At 34.0% G+C, this 14,451-nt stretch carries 13 protein-coding genes; 4 read left to right on the top strand and 9 right to left on the bottom strand.

Features of this window, described 5'->3' with window-relative positions:
* The 7 genes from AB8B65_RS09630 to AB8B65_RS09600 form a co-directional block, all read right to left on the bottom strand.
* Positions 1–821, bottom strand: an 821-nt coding sequence (locus AB8B65_RS09630) for a TIGR01777 family oxidoreductase (RefSeq protein ID WP_405300748.1), incomplete at its 3' end; no start/stop codon positions are given.
* A 30-nt stretch (positions 822–851) separates the two neighbouring features.
* On the bottom strand, positions 852–1,226 hold the full coding sequence (locus AB8B65_RS09625; RefSeq protein WP_405300747.1) for a hypothetical protein: 375 nt from the start codon (positions 1,224–1,226) through the stop codon (positions 852–854).
* 6 nt (positions 1,227–1,232) lie between these two features.
* Complete coding sequence (locus tag AB8B65_RS09620) at positions 1,233–1,586, bottom strand: hypothetical protein (RefSeq protein WP_405300746.1); 354 nt, start codon at positions 1,584–1,586, stop codon at positions 1,233–1,235.
* Positions 1,583–1,918 carry a hypothetical protein gene (locus AB8B65_RS09615; RefSeq protein WP_405300745.1) on the bottom strand — a complete coding sequence of 112 codons (336 nt, stop codon included), beginning with the start codon at positions 1,916–1,918 and terminating at the stop codon, positions 1,583–1,585. The genes AB8B65_RS09620 and AB8B65_RS09615 overlap by 4 nt, the downstream gene beginning before the upstream one ends.
* Before the next feature lie 85 nt (positions 1,919–2,003).
* The gene (locus AB8B65_RS09610) at positions 2,004–2,507 is read right to left on the bottom strand and encodes a GbsR/MarR family transcriptional regulator (RefSeq protein WP_405300744.1); all 504 of its coding nucleotides are present in this window, start codon (positions 2,505–2,507) and stop codon (positions 2,004–2,006) included.
* A 91-nt stretch (positions 2,508–2,598) separates the two neighbouring features.
* Positions 2,599–4,170, bottom strand: a complete 1,572-nt coding sequence (locus AB8B65_RS09605; RefSeq protein ID WP_405300743.1) for a hypothetical protein — start codon at positions 4,168–4,170, stop codon at positions 2,599–2,601.
* 26 nt (positions 4,171–4,196) lie between these two features.
* A complete protein-coding gene (locus AB8B65_RS09600; protein WP_405300742.1) occupies positions 4,197–6,230 on the bottom strand; it encodes a M3 family metallopeptidase in 2,034 nt (677 codons plus the stop codon).
* 164 nt (positions 6,231–6,394) lie between these two features.
* On the opposite strand from AB8B65_RS09600, the gene AB8B65_RS09595 reads away from it, so the two are divergent.
* Both AB8B65_RS09595 and AB8B65_RS09590 read left to right on the top strand, forming a co-directional pair.
* Positions 6,395–8,848: a T9SS type A sorting domain-containing protein gene (locus AB8B65_RS09595; protein ID WP_405300741.1), complete on the top strand. Its 2,454-nt coding sequence runs from the start codon at positions 6,395–6,397 to the stop codon at positions 8,846–8,848.
* 80 nt (positions 8,849–8,928) lie between these two features.
* Positions 8,929–9,720 (top strand): T9SS type A sorting domain-containing protein, encoded by a 792-nt coding sequence (locus tag AB8B65_RS09590; RefSeq protein ID WP_405300740.1) that lies wholly within the window; start codon positions 8,929–8,931, stop codon positions 9,718–9,720.
* A 534-nt stretch (positions 9,721–10,254) separates the two neighbouring features.
* Here the strand turns inward: AB8B65_RS09590 and purE are convergent.
* Together purE and AB8B65_RS09580 are read right to left on the bottom strand one after the other, a co-directional pair.
* The gene (gene purE / locus AB8B65_RS09585) at positions 10,255–10,740 is read right to left on the bottom strand and encodes a 5-(carboxyamino)imidazole ribonucleotide mutase (RefSeq protein ID WP_405300739.1); all 486 of its coding nucleotides are present in this window, start codon (positions 10,738–10,740) and stop codon (positions 10,255–10,257) included.
* 1 nt (position 10,741) lies between these two features.
* Positions 10,742–11,896, bottom strand: a complete 1,155-nt coding sequence (locus tag AB8B65_RS09580; RefSeq protein ID WP_405300738.1) for a 5-(carboxyamino)imidazole ribonucleotide synthase — start codon at positions 11,894–11,896, stop codon at positions 10,742–10,744.
* A 193-nt stretch (positions 11,897–12,089) separates the two neighbouring features.
* Here AB8B65_RS09580 and AB8B65_RS09575 point away from each other — a divergent pair, with 193 nt between their 5' ends.
* Together AB8B65_RS09575 and obgE are read left to right on the top strand one after the other, a co-directional pair.
* The gene (locus AB8B65_RS09575; protein WP_405300737.1) at positions 12,090–13,196 is read left to right on the top strand and encodes an adenylate kinase; all 1,107 of its coding nucleotides are present in this window, start codon (positions 12,090–12,092) and stop codon (positions 13,194–13,196) included.
* Between the two features lie 38 nt (positions 13,197–13,234).
* Positions 13,235–14,233 (top strand): GTPase ObgE, encoded by a 999-nt coding sequence (obgE, locus tag AB8B65_RS09570; protein WP_405300736.1) that lies wholly within the window; start codon positions 13,235–13,237, stop codon positions 14,231–14,233.
* Positions 14,234–14,451: the final 218 nt, after the last annotated feature.

Genomic DNA, 14,451 nt, shown 5'->3' with positions numbered 1-14,451 from the left:
CTTTTTAAAATTAATTCTGCTTCTGTTTGTATGATGCGCGCTCCAAATTTAAGCAACCATTTAGGCTGAAAGAGTCCAAAAGGAACTTTCATTACTTTACGAATGGTTTTCATAAAATGTTTGTTCGGAATTGGATTCGGAGCTGTCACATTAAAAATTCCAGATGCATGTTTGTCTAACAAAAAATCTATAGCGCGACAGAAATCATGTTCATGAATCCAGCTTACTTTTTGCTTTCCATTTCCTTGTGTTCCACCCAAGCCAAGTTTTGTTAAGTTTTTCAATGGAATAAATGCACCACCACTTTTTCCTAATACAATAGAAGTCCGCAATGCAATTTTATTCGTTTTTGGCGTTTTGCAATTATGCAAAGCTGCTTCCCAAGATTTTGCTACGTTCATTGAAAAATCATCTCCAATAATTCCAGTTGCTTCTGTCATTTTTCGTTCTAGCGAATGCTCATAAATCGTTGCAGTAGAGGAATTCATCCAAACTTTTGGTGGTACAGCACAAGCTTGTATTGCTTCGCCTAGCACTTTCGTGGAATTAACTCTGGAATTTAGAATTTCAGCTTTGTTTTTTTCGCTGTAACGACAATCTACCGACTTTCCCGTAAGGTTGATTAACACATCTGCACCTTCCAATTCGGTTATCCATATATCTAAGGTTTTTGCATTCCATTGTACATAACGTAGGTTGTTATTTCCTGTATTTTTAGTACTTCTTGATAGGACAATAATTTCATAATTCTTAGGCAGAAAATAGGAGATGAGTGCTTGTCCTAAAAACCCACTTCCGCCAGCAATGATCATTTTTTTCATCTGATTGTTATTTTGTTTAATGAATTTATATTACTGGATTTTTTGAGTTTGTCTTGTTACTTTTCTGCCACGCAAGAATAAAAATAAGTTTAAGAAAAGCATGATTCCTAAGTACATTGAAAAACTTCCTATTTTTAATCCCATTACTTCTATGAGTGTTTGATTGTCAATATTGTAACTGTTATTGGTGATTTTCATCAGAATTAATCCCATTCCAATATTGACAAGGTAGAAACCAACTTTAAATAATTTATTGGTAGCCAATGCAATATTTTCTTGTCCTCTGAAAATTTCGATCATAAAACTTTTTCCACTTTCAAATAGTCTTTTTGAGACAAAAATGGTCAATCCAATGACAATTGGTAAATAGACGAAATACGCGATGATAATTTTTGTTGATCCCATAATGTGTTAATTTAGAGTTTGTTTTTTTCTGTTTAAAATTGTAATCCAAAAGATATTATTGTAATGTAAAAGCGCGAGTGCTATTATTGTTTTTCCTAGGATATTAGAAAGCGCATTGATCATTTCAGGAATGTTTTCTACGCTGTCCCAATAGGTAATTGTAATCGTTGCTGCACCTAAATTTATCAGGTAATATCCCATTAGTAAAAGTTTGTTTAAATTTTGTATCATTTCAATATCATTCTGAAAAATGTTGCATAAAAATACTTCGCCACTTTTGTATAATATCCAGCCTATTTTTATGGTGATAAAGAATATTATTGGAATGTATAGTATGTAACTAATGATGTTGAAATTCATATCACTTTCCTGTTAAGTTGATGAACGATATACGTAAAATAACCTCCGATACTCATAGGAATTAATGTGATGAGTATTAGTATCATCCAGTTATTTCGGGGATATAATTCCGAGAAGAAACAGACTAAATAGATTCCTGAAAGCACACCATAAACTTTTAAGTGATTTTTGATTTTTTCTGAAAATTTATCATAATTGAAAAGCAATATGAAGAAGAAAAGTACTTGAACAATTCCTAAAAGAATTTGCATAAGCATACCCAAATAAATGGTAAGATACAGTAAAAGTGTAATGCTGTAGATGACGCCGTTGATGTTGTAAATAAATTTCATAACTATTGTATTTTTTAAACTTTCAATAAATTTTGAAAGTTATGTTGAAAATAAAAAGGAAAATGAATTCCTTTCGTGTTTGTTTTTATTTTAAGAGTTTGATCATTGTTTTTGTAAACCAATTGGACTCTTGGTTGACGACTCGATTCATAAGTGAGTCTGCTGTTTCTGCTAATTCATGCAGTGCTTTCGTTTGTTTGATGAATTCTGCCGTTTTTTCTGAACCATCGGCTTCCAACGCGCTTATTTCCTTGAGCACTTTTAACGTAGGTTGAATTTCTCTTCTACTGCGTTCGCGTGCTATTTGTTTGGCGAGTTCGTTGACATCCTTCTCTGTGCCAAAATACTCTTTTCGTTCGCCAGCTTTGGATGTTTTGTATACAATTCCCCAATCGATTAATTGGCGTAAGTTCATACTTGTGTTTCCTCTTGAAATGTGCAATTCTTCCATGACATCTTCCATTGATAATGGTTCAGGAGAAATTAAAAGTAGCGCATGAATTTGTGCCATTGCTTTGTTAATTCCCCATAAGGTTCCTAACGATCCCCAGGTTTGTATAAATTTATCTTTTGCTTCTTTGTATTCCATGGTTCAAATATACAATAATTTTTAAACTTTCAAAAATTATTGAAAGTTTAATAGTTTATTTTTTAAAATTGTAGAGATAGTGAAGCGTTTGTTAGTGTTTGATTTTATATTTTAAGTAGAAATAGTCGGTTGGATTTTCCATGTAACATTCTTCCGGGTTTTTGGCATATAGAATGAATTCAGTTTCAGAAACCCAATAAATAGAAAACACATCCTTCATGATATCGTTAGCATCAAATTTATACGGATACGACCAAGAATTTGTTTGAATAGAAGCGTAATTTTCATATTTCCCATCTACTAATTTAGTTACGATGATAAATGTTTGTTGCATACATTCAAACTCAGGGAAAACGGCAACACTGTATTCTTTTGAAGGCGAAATGTGTGGATACCCAATAAATTTTTGAATAGTATCACCCGTTTTTTTGCTCAGGACAGTATATTTTTCTTCAGTAAAAAACATAGTTTCACTCACCAAATATGAATTGGGAAAACTTTCGTGAAATGACATACTATAGCTTCGTGTCGGATTGTATTCTGAATTATAAGTAGTATCTTTTAATACGAGCTTTTCACCATTATCAAAAGGCAAAGTGAGTACTTTTCCTTTTCTGTAAATTATGTCAATAGCAGATGATTTTGGACTTTTACTAATTTTATCTTGGTATTTTTTGAAGTCTACACGTTTAATATCGAATAAATCTCTGAGATTGATTGTTGCATTTTCTTCTAATTTTGTATTGCCTAATCGCAAATAATCATATCCATACAAGGAATTTTCATTAGTATGATTTCCATAATAATCAAACAAAAATCCCGAAAATACATACCCAATATTTGAAGGTTCAATATAAAAATCTTTTCCTTGCGTTACTTTCGTAGGATCAAGCACAATTCTCGCTTTTGGTGCTTTTATCGTTTTTCCTTCGTCTTTTATGGTGATGGAATCTTTTGTATAATTAACAATATAAACGGTTTCTCCAAAAACAGTTTTCCCGATAGGATTGCCTTTTTTATCTCTTATGATTAAACCACTTTTTGCTTTTACAGTACGTTTTGGCATTTGATGTAAATATCCTTGAAATTTGTCTAAATACCGATATCCTTTAAAGGTAACAGGTTTGTCGCTTGGCGTAATGGTGCCATTTTGATCAAAGATAAATTCTGCGGAAGTATTCAACTCGGTATTTTCAACAAATAAGGAATTATTCGCGAAGAATGTGCGTAAAGTAGAAGGTCCTTTTTTACCGTGATGATTTGCTAATTTATGACTTACAAGATTATAATTTTTGGAATAGGTAACGATGAAGGTTGAACCGAAATTCACATTGTCAGAAGCCCCAAAAAGCAATGTTTTATAATTGTTTGAAAGCGCTAAATTGCCTAACAATCGATATTCATGCTTGGCAATATATTCGCCAAAAACAGTTGCTAATTGTAACTGCTGAAATTCATTTTGAGTGAGCAATCTTCCATTAGAATGATATTGAGGAATTTGAAAAGGTTTTTCGGTACGAATGGTTTGTACAGAATCAACAAAACTCAAATTTGTACTTTTTGAAGTGTTTGAAACAGTCGCTTTTTGTACTTTTTCTTTGACCGTATTTGTACATCCAAAACACATGAATACGAATATATATGTATACTTTTTGAAGTTCATGTGTTTTGAATGAGAATATTTCTTAGTTAATCAGCCAATAACCCAGCACGTTTCAATAACGCTTCTGGTTTTGGTTCGCTTCCGCGGAAACGTTTGTATAACGTCATTGGATGTTCTGTTCCTCCTTTTGAGAGTACATGTTTTGCAAATTTAGATGCGATTTCTTTGCTGAAAATATCATTTTCTTTAAAATATTCAAACGCATCTGCATCCAACACTTCTGCCCATTTGTAACTGTAATATCCAGAAGAATAACCACCTTGAAATATGTGTGAAAAAGCCGTGCTCATTGCCGTTTTTGGATTTTTTGGAAACAAGCGCGTGTTTTCGAAAGAAGCTTGTTCGTGTGCTTTTACATCGGTAATATTGGTCGGATCTGTTCCGTGCCAACTCATATCTAACAATCCAAAACTCAATTGGCGTAAGGTTGCCATTCCTTCTAAAAATGTTGCAGAAGCTTTGATCTTTTCAATATATTCCATCGGAATTACTTCGCCAGTTTCATAATGTTTGGCGAATATAGCCAACGCTTCGGCTTCATAACACCAGTTTTCCATTACCTGACTTGGCAATTCTACAAAATCCCAAAATACGGACGTTCCGCTTAAACTTGGATAGGTTGTATCTGCCAACATTCCGTGTAATGCATGTCCAAATTCGTGAAAAAGTGTCGTAACTTCATTAAATGTCAATAATGATGGTTTCGATTCGGTTGGTTTGGTAAAATTACACACAATTGATACATGCGGACGTTCTACGTTTCCATCTTTTCGTTGCTGCGATTTGTAAGATGTCATCCAAGCACCATTTCGTTTTCCTTTTCTTGGATGAAAATCAGCATAAAAAACGGAAACAAAATTATCGTTGCTATCAAATACTTCATACGTTTTTACATCTTCGTGATATACATCAATATCAAAAACTTGCTTAAAACGAATGTCAAAAAGTTTTTCAGCAACAGTAAACGCGCCATCAATTATATTTTCAAGCTTAAAATAGGGTTTGAGTGTTTCATCATCAAGATTGAAGAGTTCTTGCTTTAATTTTTCAGAATAATACGAACTGTCCCAGCTTTGTAATTGCTCAATACCATCTAATTTTTTAGCAAAATTTGACAATTGTTTAAATTCGCGTTCGGCAGCGGGTTTAGCTTTTTCCAGTAATTCATTCAAAAAAGAAATTACTTTTTCAGGCTTTTCTGCCATGCGTTCTTCCAGTACAAAATGCGCATGTGTTTCATAGCCTAATAAGTTTGCTCGTTGATGGCGTAATTTTGCAATTTCCAATACATTTCCTTGATTGTCTAATTCGTCATTTTTAAATGCTTTAGAACCAAAAGCCGTTGCCATTTGTTGGCGCAATGCACGGTTTTCGGCATATTTCATAAATGGAATATAACTTGGATAATCGAGTGTAAAAATCCAGCCTTCTTTGTCAGCACTTTTTGCAATTGCTTTTGCAGCTTCTAGCGCTCCATTTGGAATTCCTGCTACAGCCGTTTCATCAGTTAAATGCATTTGAAACTTATTCGTTTCCGCCAATACATTTTCGCCAAAAGTTAGACTCAGTTTTGATAATTTCTTATCAATTTCTCGAAGTGTTTCTTTTTTGTCGGCTGGTAAATTTGCACCATTTCGTGAAAACGATTTAAACTTTTTATCTAGTAATGTGTGTTGTTCTGTACTTAAATTGAGCGCTTCTTTTTGTGCGTATACAGCTTTCACACGTTCAAATAGTGCTTCATTCAGTATAATATCATTCGATAACTCGGTCATTTTTGGCGAAATCTCTTGTGCCATTTTCTGAATATTCTCGTTGGTTTCTGCCGAATTCAGATTGAAAAAAATATTTGTAACACGATCTAATTGCGCTCCAGAATATTCCAGTGCTTCAATCGTATTTTCAAAAGTAGGCGCAGCTGTATTGCTAACAATTTGGTCAATTTCGGCTTTTGTTTTTGAAATTTCGGTTTCAATTGCCGATAAAAACTCACTTTCATCAATTTGAGAAAAAGGAGCTGTAGTATGTTTTGTAGGAAATATTTGTGTTAAAACGCTCATTTGGTCGGTCTATTTGTTTGTTTGGTCGATTTTGAATATTTATTTTTGTAGGAAAAGGTTATTTTTATAGTATGTGAGTAAATTTATATCAATAAAGCGTAACTCTTGCTATTTTTGAAAACAAAAGATAAAGAATTTACGTATATAAATTTAAAATCGTCCCAATGATGAAAAAAATATACATATTAAGCATTCTATTACTTTCTGCAATAGGAATGATGGCACAGCCGCCGTCAGATGGTTATTATTTAGATGGAACCGATGATTTTATTCAATTAAACGATTCAGACAATATAAATACAACAACAATCAATAACAGAACGGTAGAAGGATATTTTAAAGTTGATGATGGAACTAGTAGACAAGTTATCTATGAAGAAGGCGGAGGTTCTCGCGGAATTATTATGTATGTAGAAAACGATTATGTAATCGTTGGTGGATTTAATAGAGCAAATAGCGATTACAGTCCACGTTGGGAAGGAACCTTTTTTAGAGAACCAATTAGTGATGATACATGGTATCATATTGCTTTAGTGTTTGATAATGTATCAACACCTGTAAATAATCCAATTGCAGCTTCAGATAATACAAGCTTAAAATGGTATTTGGATGGTACGTTAATGGATTCTCGTGCTGGTTTTGAAATTAGAAATCACTCTGGAGATATAAATTTAGGTCGATCTGATGCTAATGTGCGTTATGCAAATTGTAGTACGTGGACTTCTGGTGGTAGTTCTGAATATTGTTTTGATAATAATTCACAATCGAATGCAAATAATTATTTTGCTGGAAACATTTGGGGATTTAGAATTTGGGACGATGTACGTACGGCAACTGAAATAGATGATAATAAAGATGTTTTAATAACTACTGTCGGAACAGATAATTTAGTAGCTGCTTTAGATGGAGATACCATTTCGTATTTGGACGATGATGATGATGTAGTGACAGATACAGGAAGCAACAAAACAGTAATAACTTGGTCAGCAACTGCAACAACAACAAGTTGGACAACAGGAGGTAACTGGGTTGGAGGTTCAGTTCCTGATCCAGCAAAATTAGAATCTGTATTGATTCCATCATCTACAAATTATCCAGTGCTTACAGCACATACAGTTGTGGGTGAACTAACAGTTGATGCAACAGCAACTATTACTGTGAATGCAAACGCTACTTTAGATGTATACTACGATCTTACGAATAACGGAACAATTACAGTTGAAAATGACGGATCGTTACTATCTAGAAAAAACATAGATGTGAAAGGATCAGGAAACTTTGTTATAAAACGCGATTCTCCCGACTATACAGATGCAATGTTTTACTCATATTGGTCTACACCAGTTTATGAAGCTGATGCTACCATAGCCACTCTTTTTCCAGATGTTGGCGGATATGATTATTATTGGAATGCTTCTGCAACTACGGCAGCTTGGAATAACGATCATACAGATATGGAAGTTGGAAGAGGTTATGCTTTTAGAGCAAATCACTTTAATGTAGAGACGGCAAGTTTTGATGGAACCGTAAATAACGGAGATATTACAGAGCCAGTTTACTACACAGTAGATCCAGGTACAAGTGAATCTGGATATAATATTATTGGAAACCCATATCCATCTGCAATCGATTGGGAATCGTTTCAAAGAGATAATTCTGATGAAATTGAAGGAACAGTATATTATTGGAGACAAACAGATGCACCAATTGGAGACAATTTAGCATCCGATTATATTGAATATAACAACACAGGTTCAAATCCGCTTGGAGCTGCCGATGGAAATATTGCAACAGCACAAGGATTTGCAGTGCAAGCTAAAAGTACAGGTTCAGGAACGGTAACATTCAAAAATTCTCATAGAGTAGTAGCAAATAATGATCAATTCTTCAGACCTAGCGGAGGTGTAGGTGCATTTACACTAGAATCTACTGTCGAAACTCCAAGTAATAGTTTAACAGACGGACGTTTATCATTACGCCTTTCAGGTGGCGGATTGTATGCAACACAATTACTAGGTTTTATTCCGCAAGGAACAACAAGTTATGATGATACATACGATGGTCCATTTATCAATGAAGGCTCAGGAATTGAATTCTATTCTTATGTAGCAGATAGCAAAATGTCTATTCAAGCATTGCCAGAATTGACAAATGTAGATTATGAAGTTCCTTTAGGATATCAAGTACTATCAAGTGCAACGTATACTATAGCAATTGATGCTGAATATTTATCAGAAGATTTCGATATCATTTTAGAAGATAGATACGAAGGAGTATTTACTGATCTACGTCAAGCTGCATACACGTTTACTACAAGTCCAACGGAAGAAAATGATCGTTTCTTTATCAATGTTCAATACAAAAATACCTTGAGTGTAGAAGATTTAGAAATTACAGCAGATCAAGTGAATGTATTGTTTAGTGGTGATGAATTACAAACCATTACAAAACGTACAGATTTCGAGACAATTACAATGTATGATATTTCAGGAAAACAACTCATACAACGTACGTATGCAGACACTATAGTAATGTCTCAATTAGCAAGAGGTGTTTATATTGTGAAGTATACAACTGAAAGTGGAATTGTGCTCACGAAAAAAATCCTAAAGTCTTAACAGTTAGAAGTATCGAGTTCCATAAATTTTGTTTATCATTGCTTTTAGAGGTTAAGGAATAATATTAAACTCTTACTACCATGAAAGCAAAACTATTAACAGCAATTTTTTTTACGAGTATTTCTTTTATCTGTTATGGTCAAGAATGTGGAAATCCTTGGGAGCATAAAGATGTAACAGCGGCTTTTTCAAACCCTAAAAGCAGTCCAACTGATGGGCGTATTTCGTTGCGATTGGCAGGAAACGGTTCTTTTGTAACCATTCTCTTAGGATTCATTCCCGAAGGAACAGTAGACTATGATGATGGCTACGATGGTCCATTCATCAACGATGGCGCGGCAATAGAATTTTATTCGTTTTTGGGAACTACACGACTTTCTATTCAAGCATTGCCCGAACTAATTACCACAAACGTACAAGTGCCTTTAGGATACGAACTGACTTCCGATGGTTCGTACACCATTTCAATTGATGCCGAATTTTTAAGTCCTGATTTTGACATTATTCTAGAAGACACACAAGAAAATATATTTACAGATTTACGCCAAGTACCTTATACATTTTCGGGAATGACAGGCGAAGCACACAATCGCTTTTTTCTAAACTTACAATACAGAAGTGGTACATTAAATATAGAAGATCAACAAGCTACAGTTTCAAATATTCGCGCCTATTTTTTAGACGATTCACTCATATTAGAAACAAAAAGAACAGACATAGAAACCGTGACGCTTTTTGATATTTCAGGAAAACGCGTACTATCTTCAAAATTTTCAAAGGAAATTAAAGCTAAAAACTTGACCAACAGTATGTACGTTGTTCGCTTTACAACTACATCAGGAGAAAAAATCAGTAAAAAAATCATAAAATAAATTCACTTTTGTGTATTTCATCGAATTGAAATAAAAACACTTTCCGCTATCATTCAAATTACTATATAATTAAGAATTTTGTTCTGTTGATTTAGTAGAGATAATTATTTTCATGTTTAACGATATATGTAACCTACTTGACGCATAATTACAATGTTGATAGCCCCTATTAACTGTATTATAATTAAAATGGATTGGTTGATGTAAAACCCTTTAAGAAATTAGAGGGTTTTTTTATGCAGTATAATGAAGCTAAAATATGTATTAAATGATGGAAATGCCTTTCATCGAAAAGTTTATGCATTTAAACGATAAAACGGATTTTAAACGATTTCAAAAGTAGAAAAGGTAAACAATACAATACTTTTGAACCATCAATACAAACTACTTTATCCAAATGTATTTTTGGGGTAAAAAATGATTAATAATATGGTAGGTTAGTTTTATTTTTGAATGGTTTGTAAAGATACAAAAAGCCGCTTTTCGAAGCGGCTTTTACTATTTTTAATGCTATTTTAAAGTCTGCAAGAACGACTACTTAGCAACTTTCTTCGCACCTTCAATTACTTTCTGTTTCAATCCTTCTTTATACACTAAAATTTTATCCAACACACATTTATCAGAAGTTCCAATAATTTGAGCCGCTAAAATTCCAGCATTCTTTGCGCCATCTAACGCTACTGTAGCAACAGGAACTCCGCCAGGCATTTGTAAAATGGACAAAACAGAATCCCAACCATCAATAGAATTTCTAGACTTTACAGGAACACCAATCACAGGCAATGGAGACAAGGAAGCCACCATTCCAGGCAAATGTGCTGCGCCACCAGCGCCCGCAATAACAACGCTAATTCCGCGTGTATGTGCATTTTTACCATAATCAAATAACTTCTCTGGAGTTCGATGTGCCGAAACAATATCGACTTCAATCTCAATATCGAAACCTTTCAAAATATCAATTGCTTCTTGCATTACAGGAAGATCACTTGTGCTTCCCATAATAATTCCCACTTTTGCCATATTATTTGCTAATTACGTTGATTGTTTGTTTTACTTCTGCAGCTACTTTTCTAGCTTCTGCTAAATTTTCATTTACAATAGTTACGTGTCCCATCTTGCGAAACGGACGTGTTTGTTTTTTACCATAAATATGTGGCGTTACACCTTCTAACTGCATAATTTTTTCAATATTTTCATACACAACATCACCTGTATGCCCTTCTGCACCAACTAAATTCACCATAATTCCAGCTACTTTACTCGCTGTATTTCCTAACGGAAGATTCAAAATGGCGCGAATATGTTGTTCAAATTGATCGGTATAACTTGCTTCAATACTATAATGTCCGCTATTATGTGGTCTTGGTGCAACTTCGTTTACCAAAATTTCATCGTCTTGTGTTTGAAACAACTCAACAGCTAAAATTCCGGTGTGCCCAATTGCTTCAGAAACTTGCAATGCTACTTTTTTCGCTTTCGCTTGAATATCCTCAGAAATTCGTGCTGGGCAAATTACATATTCTACTTGATTGGCTTCTGGATGAAACTCCATTTCTACAACTGGATACGTTTTTACTTCTCCAGAAACATTACGTGCAACAATAACAGCGAGTTCATTTTTAAAATCAACCAGCTCTTCACACATACATTCTACATTGGGTAAATTTTCTAAATCGGCCAAGCTACGTACAACTTTTACGCCAGTTCCATCATAACCAAACTGCGTACTTTTCCACACAAACGGAATAGAAATCACGTCATTTTCTACACTATGCATCAACTCTTCTAGCGACATATAAATTGAAAATGGCGCTGTTGGAATGTTATGTTTCTGATAAAAAAGCTTTTGAATTCCTTTATTTTGAATCGTTTGCAATGTTTTTGACGATGGATATACCTGTACGCCTTCGTCTTCAAGCTTTTGCAATGCATCTACATTTACGTGTTCAATCTCAAACGTAAGTACATCTACATGCTTACCAAAATTATAAACAGTATCAAAGTCCATCAAGTCACCTTCATGAAACTCATCACAGGCTATTTTGCAAGGTGCTTCAGCGCTTGGATCTAACACAGAAGTGTACACATCAAACTTTCGAGTTGTATACAATAGCATTTTACCTAATTGGCCGCCACCTAGAATTCCTAATTTAAAATTAGAGGAGAAATAATTCATTAGTTTTCACATTTTGTGACAAAAGTACAAATCTAAACTCGTAAAAGTAAACTCGTTAAACGTTATTCATAAATCAATTTGTATCTTTGCGCTTTTAAAATGATTTTGTACCAGTATTTGGGAGAAATAAACCGATAAAATACTGCTTTTTTAGAGAGAAAAAGAGGCGATTTATCAAAAAAACATTCAAAACGTGATTAAATTACACGACAAATATTTCAAGAAATTTATCTCTGAAGCTCAAATTCAGGAAGCTGTTGCTAGAATGAGCACTGAAATGGCAGAAGATTTAAAAGATGAACGACCAATTTTTATCGGAATTTTGAATGGTGTCTTTATGTTTTTTGCTGATTTTATGAAAGCCTATCCATACACATGCGAAATGAGTTTTATAAAATTGGCTTCCTATCACGGAACTTCTTCTTCAGGAGATATAAAAGAGCTAATAGGACTTTCTCAAGATATTGAAGGAAGAACAGTTGTTGTTCTAGAAGATATTATCGACACAGGGAATACCTTAGAAGAATTACACAAAATATTCAAAGCGAAAAAAGTAAAAGATTTCAAAATTGGAACTTTATTTTTTAAGCCAGAAGCATATACAAAACAACACAAAATAGATTATATCGGGATGGAAATTCCTAATGAATTCATTGTAGGTTACGGATTAGACTATGACGAATTGGGAAGAAACTTACCCGAAGTTTATCAATTACACAATCACAACATGATCAATTTAATTTTATTCGGAAAGCCAGGCGCTGGAAAAGGAACGCAAGCAAATTTCTTAAAAGAAAAATACAACTTAGTACATATTTCTACAGGAGATGTATTTAGATACAACATGAAAAATGATACGGAATTAGGAAAATTAGCCAAATCATTCATTGATAAAGGTGATTTAGTACCTGATGAAGTAACCATTAATATGTTGCAAGCAGAAGTGGAGAAAAATCCAGAAGCAAACGGGTTTATTTTTGATGGTTTTCCAAGAACTACAGCACAAGCAGAAGCACTTGACAATTTCTTAACTACAAAAGATATGGGGATTTCTGCAACAATTGCTTTAGAAGCAGATGATGAAGTTTTAATAGAACGCTTATTAGAACGCGGAAAAGATAGCGGACGTGCAGACGATCAAGATAGAGACAAAATAGCAAATCGTTTTGACGAATACAATCAAAAAACAGCTCCGTTAATTGATTTTTACAAACAACAAAACAAGTTTCATAGCATCAACGGTATTGGAACTATTGAAGAAATTACAGTACGTTTAAGTACTGCAATTGATCAATTATAAACAATAATAAAGTACGTTTACAATAAAAAGAGGATATAATGACAGAAGGGAATTTTGTAGATTATGTAAAAATGCACCTAACTTCTGGTAACGGAGGAAAAGGTTCTATGCACTTACTGCGTGAAAAATACAACGCAAAAGGCGGACCTGATGGTGGCGATGGCGGACGCGGTGGACATATTGTTTTACGTGGAAATCAAAACCTTTGGACATTATTTCATTTCAAACTAAAAAGACATTACAAAGCTGAACACGGATCACACGGAAGTAGCAACAGAAGTACTGGTGCCGATGGACAAGATGTGTATTTAGATGTGCCTTTAGGAACGGTAGTTCGTAATACAGAAACGAATGAAATACTTTTTGAAATTACAGGACACGACGAAGAACAAATTATAGCGAAAGGCGGAAAAGGCGGACGTGGAAACTGGCATTTTAAATCGCCAACGAATCAAACACCACGATATTCGCAACCTGGAATTCCTGGAGAAGAAATAGATATTATTCTTGAATTGAAAGTACTAGCAGATGTTGGTTTGGTAGGATTTCCAAATGCTGGAAAATCAACTTTACTGTCTGTAATTACTTCAGCAAAACCAAAAATTGGCGATTACGAGTTTACAACCTTAAAACCCAACTTAGGAATTGTAGAATACAGAGATTACAAATCGTTTGTAATGGCAGATATTCCTGGAATCATTGAAGGAGCTTCTGAAGGAAAAGGTTTAGGACATTATTTTTTACGTCATATTGAACGTAACTCAACTTTACTCTTTTTAATTCCTGCAGATAGTGCCGATATTTCCAAAGAATACGACATCTTACTCAACGAGTTAAAAAAATACAATCCCGAAATGCTCGATAAAGAACGCTTCATTGCTATTTCGAAGTCAGACATGCTAGACGATGAACTAAAAGCAGAAATGAGCGTTGAACTCGACAAAGACTTAAACATTCCGTATATGTTTATCTCTTCCGTGGCGCAACAAGGCATCGTGGAGTTGAAAGACAAACTCTGGGAAATGTTAAACCGTTAGACACATAATTTTTACAAGTATACACTGCGTGAATACACTATTTTAATAAAGCGAAATTCCTTTGTTGAAATAGTGTATTTCCTGTTTATATAAGGGTTTTATGAATTTATATTTGATAAAATTTCCTGCTTTATAAGGAAATATAATTCACAAAAAACTAGAAATTATGCCTAAAACAAAACGCCTTATTTTAACAGGAACACCTCCGTACGATCAAG

Source organism: Kordia sp. (assembly GCF_045105435.1).
Taxonomy (GTDB): domain Bacteria; phylum Bacteroidota; class Bacteroidia; order Flavobacteriales; family Flavobacteriaceae; genus Kordia.
The sequence above is the reverse complement of the archived record's forward strand: the minus strand, read 5'-3'. Positions and strand labels throughout refer to the sequence as shown.